This window comes from Lysinibacillus sp. NPDC092081 (genome assembly GCF_044755845.1).
Lineage (GTDB): Bacteria > Bacillota > Bacilli > Bacillales_A > Planococcaceae > Lysinibacillus.
This window is the reverse complement of sequence record NZ_JBIVRU010000015.1, coordinates 77233-103132: the sequence shown is the minus strand read 5'-3', so window position 1 is coordinate 103132 and position 25900 is coordinate 77233. Positions and strand designations below refer to the sequence as shown.

The 25900-nt window shown below is 35.1% G+C and carries 26 protein-coding genes; 9 read left to right on the top strand and 17 right to left on the bottom strand.

Annotation, left to right across the window (positions count from 1 at the left end; all coding sequences use genetic code 11):
* Nucleotides 1-397 precede the first annotated feature (397 nt).
* The 3 genes from ACIQLB_RS18880 to ACIQLB_RS18870 are packed head-to-tail and all read right to left on the bottom strand — an operon-like array spanning nucleotide 398 to nucleotide 1728.
* The gene (locus tag ACIQLB_RS18880) at nucleotides 398-778 is read right to left on the bottom strand and encodes a VOC family protein (RefSeq protein WP_400729193.1); all 381 of its coding nucleotides are present in this window, start codon (nucleotides 776-778) and stop codon (nucleotides 398-400) included.
* Nucleotides 779-835: 57 nt separating this feature from the next.
* Complete coding sequence (locus tag ACIQLB_RS18875) at nucleotides 836-1354, bottom strand: SRPBCC family protein (RefSeq protein WP_400729190.1); 519 nt, start codon at nucleotides 1352-1354, stop codon at nucleotides 836-838.
* Nucleotides 1355-1383: 29 nt separating this feature from the next.
* A complete protein-coding gene (locus ACIQLB_RS18870) occupies nucleotides 1384-1728 on the bottom strand; it encodes an ArsR/SmtB family transcription factor (RefSeq protein ID WP_400729187.1) in 345 nt (114 codons plus the stop codon).
* Nucleotides 1729-2309: 581 nt separating this feature from the next.
* On the opposite strand from ACIQLB_RS18870, the gene ACIQLB_RS18865 reads away from it, so the two are divergent.
* Nucleotides 2310-3224 carry an alpha/beta fold hydrolase gene (locus ACIQLB_RS18865; protein ID WP_400729184.1) on the top strand — a complete coding sequence of 305 codons (915 nt, stop codon included), beginning with the start codon at nucleotides 2310-2312 and terminating at the stop codon, nucleotides 3222-3224.
* Nucleotides 3225-3382: 158 nt separating this feature from the next.
* On the opposite strand, the gene ACIQLB_RS18860 is transcribed toward ACIQLB_RS18865, so the two are convergent.
* Complete coding sequence (locus ACIQLB_RS18860) at nucleotides 3383-3598, bottom strand: hypothetical protein (RefSeq protein WP_400729181.1); 216 nt, start codon at nucleotides 3596-3598, stop codon at nucleotides 3383-3385.
* A 568-nt stretch (nucleotides 3599-4166) separates the two neighbouring features.
* Here ACIQLB_RS18860 and ACIQLB_RS18855 point away from each other — a divergent pair.
* Entirely contained in the window at nucleotides 4167-5420 is a 1254-nt protein-coding gene (locus ACIQLB_RS18855) for a nucleoside permease (protein WP_400729178.1), read from the top strand.
* A 235-nt stretch (nucleotides 5421-5655) separates the two neighbouring features.
* On the opposite strand, the gene ACIQLB_RS18850 is transcribed toward ACIQLB_RS18855, so the two are convergent.
* Both ACIQLB_RS18850 and ACIQLB_RS18845 read right to left on the bottom strand, forming a co-directional pair.
* The gene (locus tag ACIQLB_RS18850) at nucleotides 5656-6117 is read right to left on the bottom strand and encodes a VOC family protein (RefSeq protein WP_400729175.1); all 462 of its coding nucleotides are present in this window, start codon (nucleotides 6115-6117) and stop codon (nucleotides 5656-5658) included.
* Nucleotides 6118-6719: 602 nt separating this feature from the next.
* Nucleotides 6720-8207, bottom strand: a complete 1488-nt coding sequence (locus ACIQLB_RS18845) for a methyl-accepting chemotaxis protein (protein ID WP_400729172.1) — start codon at nucleotides 8205-8207, stop codon at nucleotides 6720-6722.
* Between the two features lie 140 nt (nucleotides 8208-8347).
* Between ACIQLB_RS18845 and ACIQLB_RS18840 the strand changes: the two genes are divergently transcribed.
* Nucleotides 8348-9304 carry an MBL fold metallo-hydrolase gene (locus ACIQLB_RS18840; protein WP_400729169.1) on the top strand — a complete coding sequence of 319 codons (957 nt, stop codon included), beginning with the start codon at nucleotides 8348-8350 and terminating at the stop codon, nucleotides 9302-9304.
* 41 nt (nucleotides 9305-9345) lie between these two features.
* Here ACIQLB_RS18840 and ACIQLB_RS18835 read toward each other — a convergent pair whose 3' ends face one another.
* On the bottom strand, nucleotides 9346-9846 hold the full coding sequence (locus ACIQLB_RS18835) for an NUDIX hydrolase (RefSeq protein ID WP_400729166.1): 501 nt from the start codon (nucleotides 9844-9846) through the stop codon (nucleotides 9346-9348).
* Between the two features lie 329 nt (nucleotides 9847-10175).
* On the opposite strand from ACIQLB_RS18835, the gene ACIQLB_RS18830 reads away from it, so the two are divergent.
* Nucleotides 10176-11096, top strand: coding sequence for an MBL fold metallo-hydrolase (locus ACIQLB_RS18830; RefSeq protein ID WP_400729163.1), 921 nt, complete (start codon nucleotides 10176-10178; stop codon nucleotides 11094-11096).
* Nucleotides 11097-11252: 156 nt separating this feature from the next.
* Here the strand turns inward: ACIQLB_RS18830 and ACIQLB_RS18825 are convergent, their stop codons facing one another.
* Both ACIQLB_RS18825 and ACIQLB_RS18820 read right to left on the bottom strand, forming a co-directional pair.
* On the bottom strand, nucleotides 11253-11696 hold the full coding sequence (locus ACIQLB_RS18825; protein ID WP_400729161.1) for a PH domain-containing protein: 444 nt from the start codon (nucleotides 11694-11696) through the stop codon (nucleotides 11253-11255).
* Nucleotides 11697-11951: 255 nt separating this feature from the next.
* Entirely contained in the window at nucleotides 11952-13775 is a 1824-nt protein-coding gene (locus tag ACIQLB_RS18820) for a DNA ligase D (protein WP_400729158.1), read from the bottom strand.
* Between the two features lie 104 nt (nucleotides 13776-13879).
* Between ACIQLB_RS18820 and ku the strand changes: the two genes are divergently transcribed.
* Nucleotides 13880-14698: a non-homologous end joining protein Ku gene (gene ku / locus ACIQLB_RS18815; RefSeq protein WP_400729155.1), complete on the top strand. Its 819-nt coding sequence runs from the start codon at nucleotides 13880-13882 to the stop codon at nucleotides 14696-14698.
* A gap of 44 nt (nucleotides 14699-14742) precedes the next feature.
* On the opposite strand, the gene ACIQLB_RS18810 is transcribed toward ku, so the two are convergent.
* Nucleotides 14743-15246: a P-loop NTPase family protein gene (locus ACIQLB_RS18810; RefSeq protein ID WP_400729152.1), complete on the bottom strand. Its 504-nt coding sequence runs from the start codon at nucleotides 15244-15246 to the stop codon at nucleotides 14743-14745.
* A gap of 401 nt (nucleotides 15247-15647) precedes the next feature.
* On the opposite strand from ACIQLB_RS18810, the gene ACIQLB_RS18805 reads away from it, so the two are divergent.
* Nucleotides 15648-16691 carry an ArsR family transcriptional regulator gene (locus ACIQLB_RS18805; RefSeq protein WP_400729149.1) on the top strand — a complete coding sequence of 348 codons (1044 nt, stop codon included), beginning with the start codon at nucleotides 15648-15650 and terminating at the stop codon, nucleotides 16689-16691.
* Nucleotides 16688-17914: an MFS transporter gene (locus tag ACIQLB_RS18800; protein ID WP_400729147.1), complete on the top strand. Its 1227-nt coding sequence runs from the start codon at nucleotides 16688-16690 to the stop codon at nucleotides 17912-17914. Before ACIQLB_RS18805 ends, ACIQLB_RS18800 begins: the two co-directional genes overlap by 4 nt.
* Before the next feature lie 251 nt (nucleotides 17915-18165).
* Here ACIQLB_RS18800 and ACIQLB_RS18795 read toward each other — a convergent pair whose 3' ends face one another.
* Nucleotides 18166-18699 carry a dihydrofolate reductase family protein gene (locus ACIQLB_RS18795; protein WP_400729144.1) on the bottom strand — a complete coding sequence of 178 codons (534 nt, stop codon included), beginning with the start codon at nucleotides 18697-18699 and terminating at the stop codon, nucleotides 18166-18168.
* A 100-nt stretch (nucleotides 18700-18799) separates the two neighbouring features.
* Between ACIQLB_RS18795 and ACIQLB_RS18790 the strand changes: the two genes are divergently transcribed.
* Together ACIQLB_RS18790 and ACIQLB_RS18785 are read left to right on the top strand one after the other, a co-directional pair.
* A complete protein-coding gene (locus ACIQLB_RS18790; RefSeq protein ID WP_400729141.1) occupies nucleotides 18800-19744 on the top strand; it encodes a helix-turn-helix transcriptional regulator in 945 nt (314 codons plus the stop codon).
* A 93-nt stretch (nucleotides 19745-19837) separates the two neighbouring features.
* On the top strand, nucleotides 19838-20890 hold the full coding sequence (locus tag ACIQLB_RS18785) for a DUF418 domain-containing protein (RefSeq protein WP_400729138.1): 1053 nt from the start codon (nucleotides 19838-19840) through the stop codon (nucleotides 20888-20890).
* Between the two features lie 244 nt (nucleotides 20891-21134).
* Here the strand turns inward: ACIQLB_RS18785 and ACIQLB_RS18780 are convergent, their stop codons facing one another.
* The 6 genes from ACIQLB_RS18780 to ACIQLB_RS18755 form a co-directional block, all read right to left on the bottom strand.
* On the bottom strand, nucleotides 21135-21527 hold the full coding sequence (locus ACIQLB_RS18780; RefSeq protein WP_400729135.1) for a RidA family protein: 393 nt from the start codon (nucleotides 21525-21527) through the stop codon (nucleotides 21135-21137).
* Nucleotides 21528-21720: 193 nt separating this feature from the next.
* A complete protein-coding gene (locus tag ACIQLB_RS18775) occupies nucleotides 21721-23232 on the bottom strand; it encodes a serine hydrolase domain-containing protein (protein WP_400729132.1) in 1512 nt (503 codons plus the stop codon).
* A gap of 198 nt (nucleotides 23233-23430) precedes the next feature.
* Nucleotides 23431-24042 (bottom strand): flavin reductase family protein, encoded by a 612-nt coding sequence (locus ACIQLB_RS18770; protein ID WP_400729130.1) that lies wholly within the window; start codon nucleotides 24040-24042, stop codon nucleotides 23431-23433.
* 253 nt (nucleotides 24043-24295) lie between these two features.
* The gene (locus tag ACIQLB_RS18765) at nucleotides 24296-24598 is read right to left on the bottom strand and encodes a YciI family protein (protein WP_400729127.1); all 303 of its coding nucleotides are present in this window, start codon (nucleotides 24596-24598) and stop codon (nucleotides 24296-24298) included.
* A gap of 24 nt (nucleotides 24599-24622) precedes the next feature.
* Nucleotides 24623-25315 carry an SDR family oxidoreductase gene (locus ACIQLB_RS18760; RefSeq protein WP_400729124.1) on the bottom strand — a complete coding sequence of 231 codons (693 nt, stop codon included), beginning with the start codon at nucleotides 25313-25315 and terminating at the stop codon, nucleotides 24623-24625.
* Nucleotides 25316-25507: 192 nt separating this feature from the next.
* The gene (locus tag ACIQLB_RS18755) at nucleotides 25508-25846 is read right to left on the bottom strand and encodes a hypothetical protein (protein ID WP_400729122.1); all 339 of its coding nucleotides are present in this window, start codon (nucleotides 25844-25846) and stop codon (nucleotides 25508-25510) included.
* Nucleotides 25847-25900: the final 54 nt, after the last annotated feature.

Genomic DNA, 25900 nt, shown 5'->3' with positions numbered 1-25900 from the left:
TATCTGGAGACAACATAAAAAAATAGAGAAATCCGAATTTGAATTCATTCAAATTCGGATTTCTCACTAATTGAAGCTAGTTATGTCCCAGCCTCGGCTTATTTATCTTTTATTTGAAGTTTTTTGCACTAGAACCTCTTTTGCTAGCACCCCTTCTTTTCCTATCTCCCCCTCTTTTTCTTATATTTCTCCTTTTGTATCGTTTTCAAAAGTATCATACATTTTCTCTTCAAAGAATAGAGCAGGAAATGAATATAGTCATCAATCGCTTGTTTTAACTTTCCATTTGAATCGGTACTTATATAACCTAAAATGCTTTAATCGATCCGTTATCAATACATCAGCCAACACAGAAAAAGTGGGATGCTTTTATTCAAGCATCGCACTCATAAATTATTTATTTTGCTTCCATTACTGCATAGTAATTGTTTTCATTATCCGCAAAATTAAATACCCTACCTGAAGGCATATTTACGATTTCTCCGACAGTAACGTTTTTGTTTAATAAGTTATTATATAATTTATCGAAATCTTCCGAGAAAAACATCAAAGAAGGTGTACCCAGATTCATTTCAGGTTGCATTTTAGCAATTAATTCCTTGTTGTGGAGATTAATTCTTGTCTCAGCTTCTTTAGTTGGAGCAATTTCAATCCATTTCATTCCTTGGCCGTTATCTTCTTCTGAAATTACACTAAACCCTACTTTTTCTGTCCAAAACTCTTTTGCTTCATTTTGGTTATTAACATACAACATGATTTGACCGATTTTATTAATCATTGATTTTTACACTCCCTTAAAAATGTTCTTAAATTTTACTTATCTAAGAAGGCTTTACTATTGCTTTAGAGATTGCACATGCTCATTCAAACGGTCCCAAGTTTCTGTGATGCCTTGTAGCATGCCCATATCCATAACGGTCTTAAGGGCTTCTGCAGATACATATTCTGCACGGTTTATCAGCTTAGTTTTTCCTCCCAAATCGACGAATTCCAATGTAATATCGGTCGACGGCATTGAGTCATCCGAATTACCTTCAGCATCCGAAAAGTAATCAGTATAGCTGATCTTCTCAGGCTCGATAATCTCCTTATAAACCCCTTTTCCCCACGCTTCCATACCAAAAAAGTCACCTAGGTTTTCATCCACGCACTTCATACAGTAGTGCCAAACGCCTCCCGGACGGAAATCAACGGTGCAGACTGGAATTTCCCATCCTCTAGGCCCCCACCAATGTTTCAGATGCTCTGGCTCTTTAAACATATTGAATAATAAATCTCGTGGAGCTTCGAAAACGCGCTCCAGGATAAGTACGCGATCGTTTTCTACTCTTGATACCATTGAATTGTTTGACATTGTAATTCCTCCTTGATGCTGAAATGGTTTTATGATTTTTCTTTTTTCTGCAATTCCTTCAAATATTCATCTAAATTATCGAATCTTTCTTGCATTACACTCTGGAATGACTGTATCCATGAATCCAGCGCTTGGAATGGCTCTGGCCGGAGTTTGTAGATTCGACGGTTAGCTTCAGCCTGCACTTCCACAATCCCGTTGTCGCTTAGTACTTTTAGATGCTTTGAAGTTTGAGGCTGCCTCAATCCCAGTTGGTCGGCAATCTCACCCACGGTTAGAGGACCCTGGCGCAGGAGTTCAACGATATTCATACGATTTGGTTCAGACAAAGCGCTCAACGTCGTTATGTTTACTCTTGGAATTTTCCCTGACATGTCGCTCACCTCGTAAAATGATGGTTGCCGGTAAAATATCATCTACATCAGCACAGGTTTTATGATCCTGTTAATCACAATATAACTAAAGGAGAATATTCTTGTCAAGGAATATTGAAAAGTATCTTTTTGAATAATTCATCATTTGAACCAAAATATTGTTTCTCACTCTAAGTTGTACTAGAAAGCTTCATGTGCTTGCCAATAGCTCGCATACTATTCCAATTAAAGAGTATACGAAGTACTTCAATTTCTCTATCCATGTACCACTTGTATCTACAAACCACACTAGGGTTACCTAATCAGAGCGGTAGCATCGTCACATATGACTTGATATCGACAACTAGCTATATAGTTAATGAAGTAGACTATCCATTCCTAATTATTTTTATATACAATCCTTGTTCTATTTCCTAAAATAGGAATATAGAGGGGCTATCTCTACTTTATTACTTTCTCTTTAAGGTGTAGAAATAGTAGAAGTTTTCAAGGGTTCAGGAACATGCTCAAAATTCTCTGCTGTCTAGACCCATATTCTTTACTAGAGTGTTCCAATACTTTTATATGATGGAGAGGATAAGATGGCGTTCAAAACACCGGAAGGCGAGGAACTTTTTCAGCAAGCCTATAGCAATAATTTAAAACGTTGGAATGTTTCATATGAAATATTAAATATACCGACAACATACGGAAATACGTATGTCATAGCATCTGGAGAAAAGGAACTTCCGCCAGTTATTATGCTACACGGGGCTGGAATGGGATCAACCATTTGGTATGCAAACATTAAAGCGTTGTGCAAGATTCGACGCGTTTATGCAGTTGATGCAATCGGGGATATAAACAAAAGTGAACCTCTTCGTTCCATCAGCAATCCTGAGGACATGGGGAAATGGATGACAGAAATTCTGGATTATCTTGATATTGAAAAAACAGATTTTATCGGACATTCTGCAGGTGGGTATTTAACATTGAATATCGCGACATCCATACAAAGCAGGATAAACAAGATGGTCCTCTTAGCCCCTGCTGCTTCATTTGTCCCGTTTCATAAACAATTTTTCCTTCGTCTTGCTTTTATAAACGCCATAAGACGTAAGGGATTCATCCAGCGATTTTTTTGTGATTGGTTCATCGCAAAAGGGAATACCATCGATAACGAAGTCTTTGATCAATTCATTTACGGGGTGTTGCATTACAAATGGAAGGTAAAGCCAGTCATCCCGAAAGTGATACCAAAAGAGAATCTGGAGACTATTAAAGTTCCAACCTTATTATTGATGGGTGACAAAGAGGTCATCTACAATCCTAGACGTGCTCTAAAGCAAGCAAAAGCCTGCATTCCCCATATAGAAACCATGATGTTGCCAAATACAAGTCATTGCTTATTTATAGAGGATGCTAAAAAGGTAAACGAGTCAATCATTATTTTTTTACATAAAGATCCGCCATGTGAACTCTATTTAGTAACTGGTGCTAAGGTTCAAGAAGTATAAGCAATTTAATCATTTTTGATCTTCTAAAATCGACCGCTTTTCTGGAGTAAAAAAAGCCCGATTTCTCAATTTTAATACTGAGAAATTGGGCTATTTGATATTGCTGAAGCTGCCACAATATTTGTCCTAGCTAAGCTGTTTTATTTTTTGTTATAGCATTAAATTGTTCCCGCAACGATTTGAATTGCATGTGTAATAATAACTAAAAATCCTAAAACAATGCAGCAAGTTGCTAGCGTACTCTTTTTATGATTTTTTTGCTTTACAAGACCAAAAATAATCAGACATAATCCAATCGCGATAGATACTATTGATAAAAATAAATAAAATGGTGTATCTGATGATGTTAAAGAAAAAATACTCTCTAATTGCATGTCAACTTCTCCCTTATTCAGACTCTAAAATTAAATAAAGTTTTTCACCAAAATATGTACTTTCCTGCTCATTTCACTTAGGGAGGACGCTTAACGAGGACGTTGCCTAAACCACTTCGTCCCACAAACTTCATTCCTACTATTCCTACGGAGTCACCTTCCCCGCTCGATATGCTTTTAGCAGGCAGTGCAACCACTCATTTAATTTCCCTTATATTTTCATTGTACGAATCAATTTTCTCTTTTTTCTTACTCAGTCCTTACAAATTTATAAATTTCAAAGAGATTTTCACAATATAACCTCCTTTGTAGCCAAAACCAAATTTCACCATAATGGCAACACAATTAAAATTCGTATGAATCTGACATTAGGAGCAAATGCTTTAGTTATGTCACCATTTCTAGAGTCCAATGTAGCGATTTTGGTTCTTATTTCCTCATATAAGAGAAAAAAATTTTTAATTGAATGATTAATGCATAATGAAATTATTAAAACAGACATTATAGTATTACCCTAGTTATTTTTCACCAAAATAAAAATAACTCCAACATCTTCTAGGAGGAAAAAATGAATATAAAATTACGTCTTAAAACAATGATTTTTCTTCAGTTTTTTATTTGGGGATCTTGGCTTGTGACATTTGGTTCTTATATGATTAATACGTTGCATTTTACAGGCGCACAAGTTGGAATCGTATATAGTTCTAACGGTCTTGCAGCCATTATTATGCCAAGTCTGATAGGCATTATTGCGGATCGTTGGGTAAAAGCAAATGTTTTATATGGAATATTACACTTCCTCGGTGCAATTACCCTTTTTACAGCTGCTCAAATTTCAGATCCTACCATGATGTTTTGGGTAATGCTCTTTAACTCAATCGTTTATATGCCAACACTTGCTTTATCGAATACAATTTCTTATTATTACCTGGAAAACAAAGGCTTTGATGTTGTTAAGGACTTCCCACCTATTCGTGTCTATGGGACAATTGGATTTATTCTTGCGATGTGGATTATTAGTCTTGCCAAAATTGAATTAAGTAATATTCAGCTATTTATAGCTAGCGGCTCTTCGTTGTTACTTGCACTATACACAATTTCTCTTCCTGCCTGCCCTACTTCTAATGCAATTAAGGACAAGTCGTTAGTAAGCCTTTTGGGACTAGACGCTTTTGTTCTTTTTAAAAATAAAAAAATGGCTTTGTTTTTAATTTTTTCAATGCTATTAGGTGTTGCGCTTCAAATTACCAATACATTTGGAGATCCATTTTTACACGACTTTGCATTGAACCCTGATTATAAAAATAGCTTTGCTGTTAAATATCCAGCTATTTTATTATCAGTGTCACAAATTTCAGAGGTATTCTTTATTCTGACCATTCCATTTTTTTTAAGTAAGTATGGCATTAAAAAAGTAATACTAATTAGTATGGTGGGATGGACATTACGTTTTGTTTTCTTTGGGTATGGCAGCCCGATTGGCGGAGGATTTTTACTATTGTTGTTATCAATGATTGTTTACGGCTGCGCCTTTGATTTCTTTAATATTTCGGGAGCCATTTTTATGGAAAAAGAAGTCGACCACCGCATTCGCGGTAGCGCTCAAGGTTTATTTAGTACAATGGTCAATGGCGTAGGCGCCTATTTAGGAGCTATCATTAGTGGAAAAGTAGTTGATTATTTCACAGTTGACGGAATAAGAAATTGGCAAAACATTTGGTTGGTTTTCGGGGCGTATACGCTTGTTTTGGCATTCATTTTTGCAATTACTTTTAAATATAATCATGACAGTAATGCAATGAAAAATGTAACAACGAAATAGTGATTTAATGGAGATTATACTTTCTAGTAATAGAAAGAGGCTGGGACAAAAGTGTTTCAGCCAACAAAAATACCGAACTATCCAATGAAACGCTCATGAAGTGTTTCGGAATAGTTCGGTTTTTCTATTTATCGTGTTTTGTTAATTTAGAGATTATTCGGCTTTATGAAGGAACCATTTAGTTATGTCCCAGGCTCTTTTGCTGAAGTAATACTTGTCCAAAAGAATTTAAAGGTTAAAAGGATTGACGTTTTCTCCACTCTTCAAGAGACATCTCATTAAAACTCTCAACATCATCTAGTCTCAATGGTGTAATGAATTCTAATGAATTACCATCTGGGTCCGAAAAATAGATTGCTGCATGTGCATGAGGATTATTTGATAATACTAAAGGTTGTTGTTCGGAAGTATGGCCAAATTCAGTTCGAACTTCAATGTCAATTGAGGACAACCACTCTTTTACATGCTCAAGATCTTCTTCGTCAATTTTAAACGCCAAATGTCGGATAGATGGATGGTATTTTAAGTGAACACTATCGCTCTCCCATAATCCTAACCAGCTTTCTCCTTTAACGATCCAAAAGAAAGCAACTTTTCCTTTTTGATAGGCGAGTTCTAACCCTAATTTTTTATAAAATACAATCGAGTTTTCTAAATTACTAACTGGTAAATGTGCTTCATATAAACCTTTTATCATGTCAACATTCTCCTATTTCATCATTATTTATGAAATAGTATATTAAAAGCACAACCCATTTACATCAATCATTCGTCTGAAATATCAATAATTTCTAAATAAAATTAAATTTCTTCATAGCTCCAGCTCAAATTCGATAGAACAATTCACTAGGAAGATAACTGTGTGAACAAATTAAGTATCAAGGCCTAAATGTATCAATTGCCACAACAATAAGATAGATTGTGAAAACAATCATCGCGACCGCTACCGATTCTAATCAATTTGATTTGAATATCTGATAACTCAGGGATTTCTTTGTATCGCCATCGATCAAAGAAGAAATAGCTTTCCTCCGGCTGATACAAACTCCAAATACAAAAGCCGTATATAGGTATGGATAATACGATACTTATGAATAACACCTCTTCATCCCCTTTTAAAACCTTTTCTATTTATTACGACTCTCTACAGTGCGCTTAACTAAGAATCTATGAAGAGAGTGGAACCTATAAGTTGACAGTATGTGTCCATGCTAAGGAATATCGATTATACCAAAGCCAATGTTTGATTCATACACAAAGGCCTACAATCAAGTACATTGACTGTAGGCTTCTCGTTTATTAAAATGATTCCGTTTCGTTTTTCATAACAAGCGACTTTAATGTATTGCTTAATTCCTGAATACGACTTGTTGTGTTCGTCATCATTTCTAGCATATTATTTTCGTCCTCCACCGAGTGCACAATCTCTCCTGTGGAAGTTGCATTTTGTTCGGTCATGTCATTCAGTTTTTCAATCTGTACTTGGATGGTTCCAAACTGGGTAATGGCGCTACTTAATTCATTCATCCCTCTAGTTAAATCAATATTGGCCTTCGTAAATGAATCTTTCAAAACATTGAAGAAGTTGCTCACATCTTGTAAAAGCATTTCACCTTTTTGTAATGCTTTTTCTCCGTCATCAGAGCGTTGATGAGCTTCTGTTGATTTTTCGAACAAATTTCTAGTTACATTCGTAATACTTACCGTAATAGCAGCACTTTCTTCTGCTAATTTCCGCACTTCATCTGCAACGATGGCAAATCCTTTACCATGCTCCCCTGCTCTTGCCGCTTCAATTGCAGCATTAAGAGCAAGTAGATTCGTCTGTTCTGCAATATGCTGTATGCCCTTTAATAAGCTATCTACAGTTTTCAAGCTATTCTGTAGCTCATTCACAGTTTCGGCTGTAGAACTCATCGCTTGATTCATCACGCCCATCTGCACCATCGCATCCTGCATTTTCTCCCACCCTACTAAAATCTCCTGCTGCAAATCAGTAGATTTAGAAACAGTATCCTTAGAAATAGCGAATGTTTCGGTAACAAAATACACAGATTCCTTCATCGTGCCATGAATCATTTGTAGGCTAGATGACTCCTGCTGAATACTTGCGGAAATATCCTCAGTAGCTAAAAGAATTTGTTTACTCGTTCCTGTTATACTCTGCATATTTTGTTGGAATTGTGTAACGTGCTCATCCAATTCTTGACTACTTTTTTCAATTTCATGAAACGTATTCTCTAGATGATTTAATGACGCCTTCACTTCATTTTGCTGAATGGCAGCATGCTCAATTAGTTCATTGCCCCATTTTGCGATTAAATACAATGCAATAATAACGCCATTCATGATTGCTAGAAGCGTAATGAATACTGTTAGATCATCAAATGGACCTAATAATGATTCAGACTTAGTAATATAAAGTATCAGGAAGCTGATGTTTGTTAGCACACCAAAAAATAATAGTAGTTCTTTCTTAAAATAAAGGGCAATAATGGCCACCGAACAAAGTAAAATATAATGTTTATTTAATGAGAAGCTATCGACTAAAAATAACGTAAAGACAACATTCGAAGGAATCATTCCAAAAATAAAGCCTTTAACGTATGTATTAATAGGTAAAAAATAATTACAAACTGCTAATGCCATAACGGCAAGTCCAACGAATAAGAACATAATGCCCTTTGAAAGTATCAACGGTCCACAAATTAGCACTGCCAAAATTGAAATGATAGCTAAATTAACACGATGGACTTTTCGTGTATCGTAGCGAATTTTTTTCTCCATTAATAGATCCCCCTAAAAAAATGAATGGACATTCAGTATATTTTTCTATTATTATAAAGTATAACCACTACTTTTTGTAGATAAAAATTGTATATAAGAGAATATTTCACGCTCAACAGAAACAAAGGGGGATTATTTACATGGGGAGAGTCCAACAACTTGCACCAAATTTTTATTGTATTGATACACATGATTTAAATCGGGAACAGCGTACAAGCTCTTATTTGCTTATCGATGAAAAAATTACATTAGTCGAGACTTCTGCTAGTCCTTCTATGCCATATATTGTAGAAGGTTTAGATGAGTTACATATTGATCTAGAGGATATTCAATATGTAATTGTTACGCATATCCATTTAGACCATGCTGGAGGTGCAGGCTTGTTTTTACAAAGCTGCCCAAATGCAACATTCGTTGTTCATCCACGAGGTGTATCTCATATGGTGGATCCTAGTCGCCTAATCGCAAGTGCAAAGAGTGTTTACGGGACAGAGTTTGATCGTCTATTTGATCCGATTTTACCTATCGATGCTGAACGTATTATAGAAATTGGACATGAGGAAGTACTATCTTTAGGTCAACATCAGCTAACGTTTTATCATACAGAAGGTCATGCAAAACATCATGTATCCATACTTTATTCTGCTACGAATGGATTGTTTGTTGGAGATACAACTGGTGTACGTTATCCAGAAATGGAGAGCGAATCAATTGATCTAATTATTCCCTCCACTTCACCGAATCAGTATGACCCAGATACAATGGAGCAATCTATTCAGCTTTACGAAAAATTAAATGCTACAGAATTGTATTTCGGTCATTTCGGCGCTTATAAAAACCCAGCTGAAGCTTACAGACAAGTGCGCTACTGGACACCACTATTTCTAGCTGAAGGAAAAAAAGCGTTATTGGTATCTAGTGATTTTAAAGAACAAGTACAATTTTTAGATAGTCGCTTAAAGGCACTTTTGTACAACTATTTACAGGAAAATGACATCGCAGAAAATCATCCGGTTTATCAAACAATCCCATTCGATACAATTGTTTCGTCTATGGGGATTCTGGATTACTTAGAGAAAAAGAATGCCCAAAATTAAAGCAGACTTAACTGGAGAGGAGTAATCCTCTCTGTTTTCTTTTATGTTCGTTTTTCTTCAACGGTTACGAAATGTTTGATTTCAGCAGGCAAGCAAGTGAGTTCTGATTTAAAGAACTCTGGGAATAGAAAGGCATCCTGAAGATTCGAAATAGGTAACCATTCTAAACTTTCTACAATACCATCACTTGTATAGCTTTCACTCATGACTTCGACTTCATTTGATTTCATTAAATAAAAGAATGATATTTCATGAAATTGCGTTTCTCCATATGTACCACTCTGAAGGGGAAAAAAGTTTTCATGAATAAACACTAAACGATCAACTTCAAAATGCACTTTTGTTTCTTCAAAACATTCACGGATAACGGCTTCTTCCAACGTTTCCTGTAATTTCACTCTTCCCCCAACGGAGTAGTAGTAAGAGTCACGATTATTTTTAACCATCAGCACTTTACCATCTCGGAGAATGATTGCGCCGACCCTCATATTGAACACACCATCTTTAGTTGGGAATGTGATGTCTTGCTTTTGTTTATCCATCAAAATCTCCTGCCTTTCAAATGTTAATTCTATCACTCTATATAGCCATCTTTTCTCGATATTGCACTGGACTACATTTGCGTTTATTTTGGTTTGCTTTTTACGAGCCTTAAAGATTCAAAACTAGAGCAAGCTGTCCTCTCTCCCCTGATAAACATTTGGCTAAACTTATGAAATTTCATCACATTTTACCATATAAAAATACCATGTATTACTGGGCAAGACGAATACATATACAGATGTAGTAACTTTTGAATCTTAAAGGTATTGTTTTAATCATTATAGAATATAGAAAATATAGGAAACAAAATAAATAAGAGGTGAGTTAATTGAACAATCCATTTTGTAGTAAACACTTTCAGCTAGAACAAATTGGTAAAGGTGTTTATGCAGCAATAGCTAAAGGAGGTGGCGGGGCTGTAGCAAATGCGGGTTTTGTCGATTTAGGCGATAAAGTTATCGTTTTTGATACATTTAACACCCAACAAGCATCTGAAGACTTAAGGCTAATTGCTGAAAAAATAACAAACCACACTGTTACATGGGTTGTTAACAGTCATTGGCATGGCGACCATATTCGGGGCAACCAAACATTTAAAGAAGCTATTATTATTTCAAGCCATATTACATACTCAAAAATAAGAGACGTTCACCCCTCAAGATTTAGTAAACAGAAAAATGATATTCAAGGCTTAAAAGACTATATTCAATCCTTAAAAGAACAGCTACATCAAACTAACGATCCCACAATACAATACCAAATAAATTCTCTAAATGAATTAAAAGAATCATTACCAACTTTGGAATTAGTCTTACCGAACCAAATGTTTAACAATGAAATGACCTTTCAAGGAACGGAACGCAGTGCAAAGCTCTTTACGTTAGGAGGAGGCCATTCCTATTGTGATGCAATGCTTTATATTCCTGACGAGAAAGTAATATTTATGGGTGATTTATTATTTGTGAATTGTCACCCAACATTTTTTGAAGAGTCTGACCTTGTGAAATGGAGCAATATTTTAAAAAAAGTTGGACGACTAGAAATTGACGTAGCTGTACCCGGACACGGTCCAACAGGTACAAAAGAAGATATCTCAAAAATTATAAATTACATTTCAGAATTAACTTTCATTGCAGAAAAGAGCAATCAAAACGAGGTTCCAGAAATACCTGAAATCTTTAAAGATTGGAGTTCACCGGAGATTTACCAGCAAAATATAGAACGACTAAGGGAATTGGCAAATCCTTAAAATTTAAGCTGTTGTTGATATAAATTAAAGAGAGGGCTTATTAATTTGACCCTCTCTTTCATCCATTTAAATGATCCAAGACATATTGAAAATCCTACTCCATCCCTTTCAATCAGAATAAAAAGTAGGGATTACTGATAAAACAAATTTAACCAATTACTCGAATTGTTGATTCTGAGGAATCTGTGCATTGGGACATCGTTTTTTTAATTCTAAAATAAACTTCATTTTATCTTCTGGTAAAATTTTTATACTACCGTGAGCTGCTGTTTTATAAAATATTTCCAGACCCTTATCAGATGATGAAATTAGATAACCAGTATACTTCTCTGTCGTTGGCAAAACCCTTGTTATACTTTGATACGGAATCTTACTTTTGAATGGGCCACCTTTAACTAATAGATAATTTTCACAGAAAATAAACCGAATAGAATTTGCGTACCACCAAAAATAAACTACTGAAACAATAAAGGACGTTGACATAATAATAACAGTTGATAAAGATGTGATGAACACCAACAGTGATATAGCCCCAAAGATCCAAACCAATAAAAACATAGTTATTCCTAAAATAATATCTGTTTTTGCATGATAAACCATAAGAGTTATCCCACCTTTCTTATTAATTTTCGCTAAATAATCCCCAATTTAACGAACAGAAATAATAAGTAGATCAAGTCAACCTTATAAGTAATTTAACATTAATTTTTGATCAAATAAAACTAAAAACTATTCAGAGACATAGATTACAAAAAGAAATAATAAGTTTGTTAAAAAGCACCGACACTAAAATCGACGCTTTTTACTTTTATCGAAGTTTTGCTCCTATCAGCCTGTTCATACAAAGTAAGCACATCATTGCTCTTTTAAACGCTCTAAAGCTGATTGAAAATCCTGTCTCTCCCCTACCTGACGGAAATCTTTAAATGGGTTGCTCACATTTTTCATTCGCTCTAGTACAGCGGGAATAGTAAAGAGGTCTGGTGTTAAATGCTCATTGACTTCCTCCCAGTGTAATGGCGTTGCCACTAAGCCCTTTTCGTTGCCACGAGTTGAATATGGAGCAATAATCGTCTTGCCTTCTGCATGCTGCACATAATCTAAATATAATTTTTGATGTCTATTCTTCTTTAAACGCTCAATTGTATACAATTCCGGTTTTTGCTCACATAAAAAACGACAGACAAATTCAGTAAATACTCGCACCTCTTCATAAGTAAAGGCATTTTCAGGTAACGGTATATAAAGCTGTATTCCCTTACCTCCCGACGTTTTAACAAAAGATTGTAGCTTAAAATAATCGATAATTTCTTTTAAATCCAGTGCTCCGGTAACAGCAAGTGGAAATTGCTCAACAGAAGGAGGATCTAGATCGAAAACAATCTCAGTCGGACGCTCTGTTTGTAACGTTTGGAATGGAATATGCAGCTCTAGTGCAAGCTGATTGCCTAGCCACAATAAAGTTTCAAGATTGTTACATACTAGATAATGAATATCGTCCATCCATCCAGTTGCAACAAACGCAGGTATGTTCTCTGGACTACTTTTTTGATAAAAGCTTTCACCTGGGACTCCATGAGGAAATCGAATTAACGTAAGTGGTCGATCTCGCAAAAAAGGTAATAAATACGGAGAGATCATTTGCAAATAGTGTAAATAACCATCCTTCGTAATACCGATTTCAGGCCAAACAGGCTTATCAGGGTGCGTAATCTGAACAGTATCTGGGATAGGAAAAAGTTGTCGCTGCATATGCTGCCAATGACAATCCTCTGGCAACATCTCCAGTCGAAATGCATGGAAACGAGGTTCTCGACATTTGCTTCCATCGAAATCAATACAGGCGATATCAAGACAAATGGATGGCTCCATCTCCCAAGTTTCATTATTCCTCTGTCCATTTGCTTGAAAAAAAGCAATGAGTGTTTTCCGCTCTTCCTCTGACATTCCATGTTTAAAAATAACTACTTCAACTAGCTCCCCCTGTTTACAAATACTGCCATGAAAATAACCATTTCCATGATCATATTTCGTCACTATGACCGTGACATATCTCCAATTCTTTATTTTCAACCAATGTGTCGAGCGTTTATCGCCAATCCATTTACTTGTTATCTTCTTTGCAACCATTCCCTCTCCATCGTAAACCTTAATAGCCTGCCAAAGAGGCTCACTATGCTCCACACTGCTAATCGCTTGCAAAGGACATGGATCCTCATAACTGACGGTCACAGGGAGCTTTAAAGTCGAAAAAAGCTTAGAAAGTTGCTGTTTGCGTGTTTTTAAATATTTATTTGTCAGCGACTCCCCTTTATAGCTCAGTAAATCAAAAGCAATATAATGACAAGGAAAGGCTTTTGCGTGAGTAGCAATAACTTCTTTGTTTTGCATGCGCCCTCTTTTTTGGACAAGCGAAAAATCGCTTTTAAAGTTATTCGTTAAACAAACTAATTCACCATCAAATGTTAATGGTAAAAACTTTTTAATTTTAGTAAATAAGCTCTTACAAAAATCAAGTATCTCTGGAAACAAGTGAGTTAAGTTATTGCCATTTCTGCTTATTAACATCGGCTGTTCGTCCCATACTAACATACATCTAAATCCATCATATTTTGTTTCGTATATCCATTCCTCACCAATAGGCGTTTCGAGCACTTCCGTTAATAGCATTGGTTTCATTTGAATTCCTACTTTGCTTTTTACCTTCAGTTTTTGACGATTTCACTTTACGATACATAAAAATAAGCAAAATATATCATAGTAAGAAAAACGAGGTGATACAAATGCATACAGTTTGGAAAGGCAGTATCTCATTTGGTCTTGTCAATATACCGGTAAAACTTCATGCCGCAACAGAAAATAAAGATATTAAATTGCGACAGCTCCATAAAGAATGTCATACACCTATTAGCTATAAAAAAGTTTGTGAAGGCTGTAACCAAGAAGTAAAAGATGAGGATATTGTCAAGGCTTATGAATATGCCAAAAATAAGTTTGTCGTATTAGATCAAGAAGAATTAGAGAACTTGCGTAAGGAAAATGAAGATAAGGCCGTTGAAATCATTGATTTTGTGAAATTAACTGAAATCGATCCTATTTATTTTGAACGCACTTATTTTTTATCCCCTGATTCGACTGGCGGAAAGGCTTACTCCCTGTTACGTCAAACGTTAGAGCAATCTGGAAAAATAGGCGTTGCTAAAATTATTATCCGTTCCAAAGAGCAATTAGCGATTGTCCGCGTTTATCAAAATGCTTTAGTGATGGAAACGATTCATTACCCAGATGAAGTAAGAAGTGTTGGTGATGTTCCAAATATTCCAAGCGAACAAAACATTGTTCCAAAAGAGCTAGAAACTGCATTGATGCTAGTCGATCAATTAACAACCGAATTTAATCCTGAAAAATATACAGACGATTATCGCAATGCTTTAATGGAGCTTATAGAGGAGAAAAAAGCTACGAATACAATTTCAGCTAGCGATAAACGGCCAGTACCTGATAATGTCACGGACTTAATGACAGCACTTCAAGCTTCCTTAGAAAAAACGAAAAAGCCTGCAACACGAAAACGAGCAACGAAAACAAAGAAAAATGCTTAATAAATACAAGTAAGAAGCGTATCCATTGGTTTTGGATACGCTTTTTAAAATAATTCTCTTTTATTTGTTATAACTAATAGCTTGTCACTATACATTCCATATTTGTGATAAAAATTAAGTTTGCCAATCTCCTCAAAATGCCGGTTCCATTTAAACATTTTAATAAATATCGCAAAAGATGGTGTGTAATTGGACTTTTCCAAACCAAGTTTTTGTAATGTAAATCTCTTTATTATTCGAAAGGTTCGTATGAAATAATGTGTATCTAAGAAAATAATTAAGTCAGCATTCGAAAAACTTTGCGCTACCCAGTCTTCATTATGAACACCCTCAATAATCCATGCATTCGTAAGAATAATATTATTCAAATAATCTACTTTTTGTGGATCGGTTCTTCTAATATCACCAGAATTTTGTCTTATCCAAACAACATTATCTAGTTCATAATAAGGAATATTTAATGTCGCGGATAATTCTTTCGCTAAAGTTGTTTTCCCACTTCCAACAGAGCCTATGATATGTATTCTTCGAGGAAATTTATTACTCAAATGAACCCTCCTATTCATCTTTATAGATTTAATATTACGGATCATTACTCAAATTTTAAAGAACATTTGTTAAAAGAGCCATTAAAGTTGATTAGAGTGAAGGCTGAGGACTCCTAGGGGATCAGTAAGGCTAAAAACATCACACGTTCTGTGATAACGCCTTCGTGTCCAACATCCATTTGGCCGAAGCGGCTCATCGGATGACCCCAGGAAAGCTCCCAGCCGGAATGGAAATCAACCCAACGCGTCACTTTAGGTTCATCAGATGGTATTCACTTCCAAGGGTCGATATATATAGATACAAACTTTGTTACAAGAGAATCTATTTATATTTCCAAATTAGTTGAATTTAATATTCGATTTATTTAGAATAAAAGAAATACATAATGAGGAGGTTTTTTATGAAACATCTTTATACCCCACAGCCAATTGAAACCATTTCCTTACAAGTAGAATCCTCACCTGTTTGGGAAGTGATTCTTGGTATTGCAGGATACACACATGCACAACTTCGACATACATTCGATTATGATGAAAAGTGGACATCAGAGCAAGATTCAATGCCTTCATCATTATTAAAGCATTTGAAGGTGATTGAGGAGACCAATTTATGGTATGGGTTGATTATGCTTCAAGACAAACTATCTGCATCGTCTGTTCAAGATTTTTCGAATCAGCTTTCAAAAATTCCAATCGATTGTTTTTATGACATACTTTTGCCTTACAAAGATCGGAATACAGAGTCGATAAGAAAAGCGACAGCCACAGAACATCATCAAGGTGAATTGTTTGAGAAGTATGCTACATATTTTGAAGACCACGATTATTTAGGTGGATATGTGCGTAATCTTAGTCACTATTCACAACAAGAAATTTGCGACCTATTCAACAATACATTGGATGAGTGGTATAAGTGGGTAAGCCAACAAGAAGAATGGGAAAAATGGACTCAGGCACTTGCTTTCGAGCAGAGGCAATACAGATTATTGGATATTACAAATCCTACTGAGGAAATCGAACGAATTACGGGTGGAATCAAATATTTCCCTGAACCTTCTGTCTGGAATGTCAAATTAATTCCGCATGTATCTTACCGTCCGTGGGTCTTAGAAAAACGCACACCTGATACTAAACTTTTCTTTTATCCTTTGAAGGAAGAATATTTGTTGGAGCCAGGTGTTCCATCGAATGAATTAATCCGTGGTCACAAGGCGTTAGGCGATGAACTTCGATTGAAATTGCTTTATCAGCTTCTAAAGGGACCTTTATCACTGCAAGAGATGAGTGTGCAGTTTAATACTTCTAAAACAACACTGCATCACCAACTATCTATATTAAAAGCAGCAAAGTTTATTCGCGTTGATAAAGGCATCTATTCGGCAAACCTAACGCAGATTAACACTTTTTCTGGACAGCTCACTCAGTACCTTGGAGTTCATATATGAAGAAGTTCTCTAAGTCATTTAAAGCACTTTGGATAGGTGAAGTCATATCAGAATTTGGTGGAGCAGCTGGGGGAATCATTAATGGATTGTTACTGTATGAATTGACAGGATCAAAGGAATGGATGGGTGTACTCTGGCTTGTTTATTTTATCCCTTCTTTAATTTTGCAAGGTATCAGTGCACCGCTCCTAAACCATGTTGTGAAGGAAAAAGTGCTTCGAAACATACAGCTGATTCGTGCTGGAGCCTACATTCTACCACTAGTTGGTTATTTATTTGGTTCAGACGTGGGAACTATTTTAGGATTAGTCGCTTTGCAGTGTTTATTAGGTTTGATGCAACCGATTTACGCAAGTCTATCTTTTTCACTTTTACCTGACCTTTGTAAAGAGAATGAACTTATTGAAGCAAATGCATTACTAGATGGAACTATTCGACTTATGAGTTTTATCGCTCCTGGGGCAACTTCATTATTTCTGATGGTCAGTCCTATACATTACATATATGGATTTTCATCTGTTATGTTCCTTGCTAGCTTTCTCGCACTTTCACGTATCCCTCAATCAAGTACGAAGAAAGTGGCAACTTGGACAAAGAAATTTTGGTTGGCAGAAATGAAGGAAGGCTATCGAACATTCTTTAAATATCCGCAACTTTTGCGACTCACCATTCTTTCTTCTACGGTACAATTTGCGGTTGGAGCAACGATGGTTTTAAGTATTCCTTTCATACGTGGAGACCTTAATGGTCACTCGTGGGAATATGCAATCTTTTCTGGGTCTTTCCCAGTCGGTTATGCCGTAGGTACGGTACTACTTACGAAATTACCGAAAACCTATCAAACGATGTATCTCGGTTTAATCGGAGGAGGCCTTTCATTCGTACTCTTGTTTTTTGTAAATTCAATTCCTATTGCATGGATGTGTGAATTGTTTGGGGGAATGATATTTCCTTTATTCAATGCCCAAAGTACAGCAATTTTTCAGCGTGAGGCTCCTAGAGATCGTTTAACCCAACTAAGTGCAGTTCGATTACTATTCCTTCGAGTTACCATGCCTTTAGGGATATTGTTTGCTTCCTCAACATTTTTAGATTTAAGTACGCGTCAAATATATGCGATTGTTGGTATGGTGATTGTTTTACCTGGATTATTTCACTTCTTTGCTTCATTTTCTCAATCTGATAATGATTTACTCGCAAATAAAAAACAAAAAACAAGTTAACGAAAAAGCGTATGTTCAAAATCTGTAACATACGCTTTTTTTTGAAAATATAATCTGTTTAACTCTATCAGACTGTCAAAGGCTCCTTCATTAGGTGATTTTAGCCCATTGAATTGTTATATTTATTCCCCTAAAGTATGAAAAATCGTCTTTCTTCATTTCGAGTTAAACACTTGAAATATACGCAATTTATCGATCAAAGTGATACGGGAACGGAAATCAACCCCAGGTTCATGGTATAATCTAATTAATCATTTAGCCTCTTTCTTCACCTTATAATGCATTTGCACCATTTGTCCATAGCGTTGTGTATTGACTAACTTCAAATCTTGATATGGATTTTCACCCTTAAACAATGGAATTCCAGAGCCTAATAGGTGCGGTGTAACTGTAATAATTAATTCATCTATTAACTTCTCTTTCATATAGGTATCGAGAATTCCTGCCCCGCCAACCATCCAAATTTTCGAGCCTTCCTGTTCCCTTAATTTTTTCGTAAACGCTACAACATCTTCATTTACAAACTCAACATGTTCGTTTTTTCCATTTTGTGACGTTGTGAATACATAACATTTCTTATCGGGATATGGAAAAGACTCAATATGGTCTACAACCCAATCATACGTTCTTTTACCCATAATAATGGTATCAATGGATTGATACATGTCGGAATAGCCAGCATCCCCTTCCCCTTCTGTTTCTTCTAGCCATTGTAAATCATCATTCTCTTTCGCAATAAATCCATCCAAACTAGTCGCAATATATAAAATGATTTCTCGTGACATAACGTCATCTCCTTTTCTCTTTTGTAAAACTCATGAACAATATCTATAATATACATAAAACGTGACAACTACTGTCATGATTAAAAGAAAAGGTGAGAAAATGTCAAAAGCAAAACGTTTATTAGATATCCTTCTGTTTGTTAGTGCAAAAAAGAAATTTACTGCACAGGAAGTTGCTGATGAATTCAATATTTCGATTCGCACAGTTCATCGATATATTTTAGATTTAAGTGATATGGGCTTGCCTATTTACGCTGAACAAGGACGAAACGGTGGCTATTCTGTCCTAACGAGCCGACTTCTTCCCCCTATTTTATTTACAGAAGATGAGGCGGTTTCGATTTTCTTTGCGTTCCAATCACTGCATTATTACCGTGATTTACCTTTTAATACGGAAATGAAGTCCGCTTCTCATAAGCTTTATAGCTCACTTCAGGAGGAGGAGAAGCGGAAAGTGGATAAACTTCAATCCTATATCGCGTTTTGGAATCCTAAACGAGCGATTGAAACACCTTTATTGAAAGCTGTTTTAGAGGTAGCTATTGAAAACAAAAATCTACATATTCAATATGAATCCAAATCAGGTACAACAACGAAATATATTCACCCTATTGGTGTTTATGCTCATGATGGATTATGGTATATGCCAGCTTTCGATCTCACTAAACAAAAAATATTATTGTTTCGTGTAGATCGTATTCTTTCTATCGTAGAAAGCGAAGAAAACAAAGAGGAATTTATAAATTTGGAAGAGTGGTTTGGCAACACCTATGAGATTAAACAACCCATTCGTTTACATGTACTATTATCAAGGGAAGGTGTACGACAATGCAGAAGTGAACCAAGCCTTCAAGACTTAGTCGTCATAAAAGAAGATGGCACAGGTTATATTGATTCCATTGTAGACAAAGGTGAACTACATTTTATTAGCCCCCTCTTCTATCGACTTGGTATGCATGCTCAAATTGTAGAACCGAATGAATTAATCAATATTTTACGACAGCAGGCAAAAGATATTTTATCTATGTATCCAGAAAATGAATAATGTTATATGACGATTTTGTAAGATTGGCGTAACATTCATCGTTACTACTTTATGGACAATTTTCTTATACTTTGTAAGGGAGGAGGAGATAACATGCAACCAATTGAATTAAACAAACGAATTGATACACTAGATTATTTAAGAGGATTTGCTTTATTAGGAATTATTTTAGTAAATATTCCGGCATTATTATGGATAAATACACCGGACACATCTATAGATATTGCATACAATAGATTTTTAATATTATTTGTGGAAGGTAAGTTTTTCTCGATTTTTTCATTTTTATTCGGTGTAGGCTTTTATATTTTTATTTCCCGTGCAATGGCTAAAAATAATAACGCCTATCTTTTATTTATTAGAAGAATGATTATTTTATTGTTAATCGGGCTTGTACATTTTTATTTCCAACCTGGAGAAGCATTAACCGTCTATGCAATTTTCGGGCTAATTGCTTTACCATTTTACAAAGTCCGAAAAGAAATAAACGTTACTATAGGACTTATACTATTAGCGGTAACTGCTTATTATGGCATCAAAATTGCTATGCCGTTTCCACTTATTTTACTAGGATTAGCTGCTGGGCAGTATCGAATTTTCGAAAAGATCCATGACAATCGTAAAAACATATTTATCTTTACAGTGATAATGTTCTTTTTTAGCATAGTGGGCTTGCTGTATCAATGGCATTATGTCCCAGAGGCAATGGCGAACGTTAACAATATGACAAAAGATGAATTTACAGAACATGTGACAAACATTGAAAAATTTTCATTAATCGGGCTTCAATTTAGCCCATTTGTATCTGCATTTTATGTAGGTTTATTAATGTTATTACTCAAACATCCTTTATGCCAGGCCTTGCTTTCACCATTAAAAGACTATGGCCGAATGGCATTAACAAATTATTTAGGGCAAACAGCGCTAATCTTACTAATTGGCAATGCCTTTGACCTTATTGGCAATATTCGTTTTATCCAATCTCTTTGGATTTGCATAGGCATTTACATTTTCCAATTACTGTTTAGCAAGATTTGGCTGCAATTCTTTAAATTTGGACCATTTGAATGGTTGTGGCGCATGGGTACTTATTGGACTATACCTTCATTGCTTAAAGCTTCTACTAATTCTAAGGAACGTTCCTAACCCAAAAAACTTTAAAATGACAAATACCTAACAAAAAGCTTTTTTCCTTCATAAAATAGTAGTGTACTCAATTCGCTTCCAGCTTGCTCATACCTTGAGCAAGAAACACACCCCCATCATTAAATCTTTATTTTTTGGTCACTTTCCGCTTAGGAAAAGTGACCATTTTTCTCTTATCATATACCCTAAAATTTACTTTATAAAAAAAACGACAAGATCATTTAAGATTTTGTCGGTTACTCTCTTATTTAGCAGCCCAAATATCTATTTCCAATTTAATATCATGGAGTCCTAAAGCAGTAATATAAGCTATCGTCATAGAAGGATAAGGATTTCCAAACATCGTTTCCCATTGTTGATCGAAGTCATCCCAATCTATTTCTTCAGTTGCCCAAATATTAGCTTTCACCACATTGTCTGCGTTAAGTCCCTCTGCCTCCAATATTAATTGGATATTTTTTAAAGTATTCTTAACCTGCTCTGTAAGTGATGATGGCATTTCCCCGTTTACCCCAACTCCAATTTGTCCAGATAATGCGTATATTGTTGCATCCTTTGGAAGTATTGTAAGATGGCTATAATTGCCAACAGGGCTAGGTACTTGGATTGGATTTTTACGTGTTATTTTATTGTTCATGGTTAATCTCCTCTAGGTTTTTATTTATTTTTCTAAAAAAGGGCAGACTCGTCCCTATAAACTTAATTTTAGAAAAAAACAGCAGTTGAGAACCCAATACCCCTACTTAAAAAACGTAATGATCTTTTTTTCATTTGGATTCTCCCCTTTCACCTAAAGTTATTTTCGTATTACCATGTTTTTCATAAAATAATCAAATCTCTACATTTTTATTTCTTTTTCCTTTTTTGGTTAATATCTTCACTAATCCCAATAAACAATAAATCACACCTGACACTATAACACTATAAAATAGCACAGTGATTGAGGTTGGACCCCATACTTTAATAAACTCCCAATTTGATTCCTCTGGTAATAGTTTCGGGAACATAATGATAAGTGCAAAAATTATTGCAACACTTAAAGAATGAACGATTAATAAAAAAGTTCTTTTTATATTTAAAGATACTCTAATTCGTTGTTTTTTAACAATTTCCCTTAAGGTTGTAAGCAATAGAATACTTAAAAACATCCCCAAGCCTACAACAATAACACATATAAGTGAAATAATTTTATCCAAATTCTGAAAGATGTCAGAATGAATAGTATTTACCGTTTTCCCTTCCCACAAATCTATCACACCTCGCCCTATCGCAGTTGTATAGCTCGAGTTCATATTGGATAATACGGCTACTCCTAATTGTTCATCGGGATGCATGATGAAATAAGATGAGAATGTTGGATTTTCACCAGCATGGGATATATATTGTTCTTCTTTCCCCATAACTCCCCATCCACTTGCATAATATGTGTCCTTATCGAAAGGCTCTACAGATTGATCTGGGATATGCGATTCTTGAATAATTTTATGATCAATCGAATCAATTTGGCTAGTTCCTAACTGTAGCTTTAACCATTTTGCTATATCGCTTGTGTTACTTATTACATAACCCGCAGGTACATTTCCACGGTAGATCGGTGGAGTATATTCCTGCCCTCTCATCAGTCCTATTTTATATCCCGTGGCCATCTCATTAGATTTAACTTGATGAATCCCAACAAATGTATCATTCATAGAGAGTGGCTTTAATATTTGCTGTTTGATATACGTATCAAAGGGTTGTTTTGAAACCTTTTCAATAACGAGTCCCAAAACATCATAATTGACTGTTGCGTATTCAAATGAGCTACCTGGTTGTCTATTTAATGGCTGATCAAGCAATTTTTTCACAGTTAACTCAAGAGCATTCGGTTCGTTACTTTTTGGGATATTAGATATTGTGTTAGTAGCTATTCCACTTGTATGATACAGTAATTGATTAATAGTAATTGACTGAGGCTTCCCATTATATTTTAACTTTAACCATGGGATATACTTTTGGACATCATCAGAACGTTTTAGTAAGCCTTCCCGCTCCAATTTTAGAATGGCTAGTCCCGTGAATGCTTTCGATGTAGATCCTAGTTCAAATAATGTATTAGAGGTAACAGGTGTTTTTGACTGAACATCAGCGTATCCAAAGCCTTTTTCATAAACCGTTTTCCCCTTTTCTACAATTACTAACGATATTCCTGGAATTTTACTAATCTCCTTTTGCTCTTTAACAAATTGTTCAATCTTTTGAATTTTTTCATTTGAGTCTGCATGTACGATTGTTGGCGTTAAACTATAAAAGGCAACAATCATAGCAATTAGAAGCGTATAGATTTTTAATGATGGCTTCATTTTCATTTCTCCTTTAAGCTGGTACAAGGTTATTAAGTTCCTTAATTTAACTATAACAAGGAATTAATACCACAACCATCGTTTTACATTAATAAAAACAGCTCAATATGACAGTTTTGTAACTTAGAATCTTAATAAACACAAAAAGACCAGATTCCCATTCTAAAAAGAGAACTGATCTTTGTTAAAGATAGCAAATTAAATTTCTGCCCTAAAAGCTTTCCCCAGTTGATGTCCAAGTCCAAAATAATGGCGGAAATTATAAATAAGTGGGCTCCATTTATTTGGATCAATATAATTTTCTTCAACTATAATTTCCTTATGAGCATGTACATGTATTACTTGTGTCTCAACAATGGCAAAAAAGGGAGCATATTCAGGGATTCGAATATGTTTTACTCTTGCCTCAAGTTGAATTGGACACTCTGCAATTCTTGTAGGCTTTACTGATTTAGACTCGGTTGGCGTTAAATTACTAATTTCATATTTTTCTTTTTCAAATGTAAATCCATTTGCTCTCTTATATTCAGGGACGGGGCTTTTTCCTGTAAAAGGAGCTAACTTTTCTACATTCTCCCATAATGAAGGACCTGGGACATTGATTACACATTCAGGATGTCGTTCTAAATTTTCAATAGCCTTTCCCCCAAGCCCAATCCCTAATATAATACAATCCCCTAACGCCCATGATGATGAAAGTGGACTAATATTTACTGTGCCATCTTCATTTTGCGTAGTTAATAAAATCACAGGTGTCCCGTAGTATAGAATTTTTGGATTAATCATTTCTGTGTTAGCAATTTGAGTCATTTAGTCTCCTCCTATCCGTACTTTCAATTTTTATAGTACAAGATAAATATTTCAATTTTCATCGAAATATGGATTGCATTTCATTTTTCTTTATAGATGTACTTTGTCACGGAGAAAAAGACAATGTTCGGCCAATATGAACTAAGTTTTTGATGCAATAAAAAATGACCAGGCTCAAAAACGAGTTGAGTATCTGGTCATTGCCTATTAACGCACCTTATGGGAGTATATTTATGAAAAATCTATACTTTTTCTAATTAATTGGAACATTTTTTATAAATGTTGAAAACTTCTCATCAAATTTAGTTGGTGAAAACTTAATTAATTCGTATTCAGCAATTTTATTTATATGAAAAGGATCTTCTTCTATGATTCCTTTTACAGTGTCTTCTTCATGACAATTTACTAGAATAACACCACCGACTCTAGGCTCGCGACGTCCAGAAAAGATAAAATGGCCTTCTTTATAATGTTTATCTAAAAAGTCAATGTGCTGTTGCATAAAAGCATCTACTACACTTAATGGTTGTACATATTTTACAAGAACAATGAACATTATTATAACTCCCTTTGTTAACGTTTATCTTCGATTTTTAATAACAACCTCAGTTACAGCTAACGCTTTTCTTGGTTTAATATTATTCATAATAATATCCGCAATGTCATTAGGATCCATTAATGTCTTAGTTTTTTCCTCAGTAAATATCCCGTCCCAAAATTCTGTGCTCATACCACCCATGTATACAGCACATACATTAATAGATGTATCGCTTAATTCTAGTGCTAGACTCTCTGTAAATCCTCGTACACCAAATTTACTAGCACAATAAACAGACTCCGTTACTTTTCCTTCTAGACCAGCTGTAGAAACGATATTGACGATTGTTCCTTCATTTCGTTCTTTCATACCGTTTAGCACTTCTTGTGTGCAAAAAATGGTTCCCTTTAGGTTAATGTCAATCATTTGATGAACTGAATCCTCATTCAAGTTTTCAGCATTCTCAAAATAGCCGACACCTGCATTATTAATTAATAACTGAATTGATCCAAAATCCTCGTGTATAGAATGAATTACTTGAGCGACCATTTGTTTCGAAGTAACATCAACCTCGTAAATAGAATAGCCATTGGTTAAAGTTTTAGCCGTATTCTCAAGCTTTGATTTCGTTCGACCGAGTAAACAAATGTGATTGCCTAAAGACGAATATTTTTTAGCAAGTGCTGCACCTAAACCACTGCCAGCCCCTGTTATAACAACGATATTTTTGCTCATACTGATCATCCTCTCTCTCAGCTAATTATACCAGAATAGGAACTCTTATCAATAAGAGGATCGTTGGGTATCATCACTCCTGCCCAATTTAATAAAGCATCGAGAAGTGTTGCGCGTATTGTTATCGATTTCAGTCACTCTTATAACTCGCAATAACTTAGACCTAAACTAAGAGGTCTATTTCAAGTGAAATTAACATATTGAGGTTTCACCATTTATTATTTTGCCGTTTTCGTCATTAATATAGTCCGTTCCGTTCTCACAGTTTTCTTTATTTTCCCATTTAACAATATACTCGTTTCCTTTATGACTAACTGACTTAATTTCAACTTTACCAATGTTTTTTGCGTGGCTTTTTAACACAACTGATTTTGCCTGTTCTTCAGAAATTTTTGGTATCGAATTATGATTACATCCGCTCATTATCAAAATCAAGGATATACACAATATTGTAACTATCTTCCTCAAAATATTTTCACCTCCATATTTCCTTAGACGCGAAGTTATTCTTGAAGTTTCAAATATATCCATAATACACCATCATTAAAATAGTAGAGAGAATATAGGAGATACTCCGAAAGGTTG

Bases quoted from the DNA above. Each gene is read 5' to 3' on its own strand.
- ACIQLB_RS18880 (WP_400729193.1), bottom strand. From the start codon at position 778: ATGATTAATAAAATCGGTCAAATCATGTTGTATGTTAATAACCAAAAT.
- ACIQLB_RS18875 (WP_400729190.1), bottom strand. From the start codon at position 1,354: ATGTCAAACAATTCAATGGTATCAAGAGTAGAAAACGATCGCGTACTT.
- ACIQLB_RS18870 (WP_400729187.1), bottom strand. From the start codon at position 1,728: ATGTCAGGGAAAATTCCAAGAGTAAACATAACGACGTTGAGCGCTTTG.
- ACIQLB_RS18865 (WP_400729184.1), top strand. From the start codon at position 2,310: ATGGCGTTCAAAACACCGGAAGGCGAGGAACTTTTTCAGCAAGCCTAT.
- ACIQLB_RS18860 (WP_400729181.1), bottom strand. From the start codon at position 3,598: ATGCAATTAGAGAGTATTTTTTCTTTAACATCATCAGATACACCATTT.
- ACIQLB_RS18855 (WP_400729178.1), top strand. From the start codon at position 4,167: ATGAATATAAAATTACGTCTTAAAACAATGATTTTTCTTCAGTTTTTT.
- ACIQLB_RS18850 (WP_400729175.1), bottom strand. From the start codon at position 6,117: ATGATAAAAGGTTTATATGAAGCACATTTACCAGTTAGTAATTTAGAA.
- ACIQLB_RS18845 (WP_400729172.1), bottom strand. From the start codon at position 8,207: ATGGAGAAAAAAATTCGCTACGATACACGAAAAGTCCATCGTGTTAAT.
- ACIQLB_RS18840 (WP_400729169.1), top strand. From the start codon at position 8,348: ATGGGGAGAGTCCAACAACTTGCACCAAATTTTTATTGTATTGATACA.
- ACIQLB_RS18835 (WP_400729166.1), bottom strand. From the start codon at position 9,846: ATGGATAAACAAAAGCAAGACATCACATTCCCAACTAAAGATGGTGTG.
- ACIQLB_RS18825 (WP_400729161.1), bottom strand. From the start codon at position 11,696: ATGGTTTATCATGCAAAAACAGATATTATTTTAGGAATAACTATGTTT.
- ACIQLB_RS18820 (WP_400729158.1), bottom strand. From the start codon at position 13,775: ATGAAACCAATGCTATTAACGGAAGTGCTCGAAACGCCTATTGGTGAG.
- ku (WP_400729155.1), top strand. From the start codon at position 13,880: ATGCATACAGTTTGGAAAGGCAGTATCTCATTTGGTCTTGTCAATATA.
- ACIQLB_RS18805 (WP_400729149.1), top strand. From the start codon at position 15,648: ATGAAACATCTTTATACCCCACAGCCAATTGAAACCATTTCCTTACAA.
- ACIQLB_RS18800 (WP_400729147.1), top strand. From the start codon at position 16,688: ATGAAGAAGTTCTCTAAGTCATTTAAAGCACTTTGGATAGGTGAAGTC.
- ACIQLB_RS18795 (WP_400729144.1), bottom strand. From the start codon at position 18,699: ATGTCACGAGAAATCATTTTATATATTGCGACTAGTTTGGATGGATTT.
- ACIQLB_RS18790 (WP_400729141.1), top strand. From the start codon at position 18,800: ATGTCAAAAGCAAAACGTTTATTAGATATCCTTCTGTTTGTTAGTGCA.
- ACIQLB_RS18785 (WP_400729138.1), top strand. From the start codon at position 19,838: ATGCAACCAATTGAATTAAACAAACGAATTGATACACTAGATTATTTA.
- ACIQLB_RS18780 (WP_400729135.1), bottom strand. From the start codon at position 21,527: ATGAACAATAAAATAACACGTAAAAATCCAATCCAAGTACCTAGCCCT.
- ACIQLB_RS18775 (WP_400729132.1), bottom strand. From the start codon at position 23,232: ATGAAGCCATCATTAAAAATCTATACGCTTCTAATTGCTATGATTGTT.
- ACIQLB_RS18770 (WP_400729130.1), bottom strand. From the start codon at position 24,042: ATGACTCAAATTGCTAACACAGAAATGATTAATCCAAAAATTCTATAC.
- ACIQLB_RS18765 (WP_400729127.1), bottom strand. From the start codon at position 24,598: ATGTTCATTGTTCTTGTAAAATATGTACAACCATTAAGTGTAGTAGAT.
- ACIQLB_RS18760 (WP_400729124.1), bottom strand. From the start codon at position 25,315: ATGAGCAAAAATATCGTTGTTATAACAGGGGCTGGCAGTGGTTTAGGT.
- ACIQLB_RS18755 (WP_400729122.1), bottom strand. From the start codon at position 25,846: ATGGATATATTTGAAACTTCAAGAATAACTTCGCGTCTAAGGAAATAT.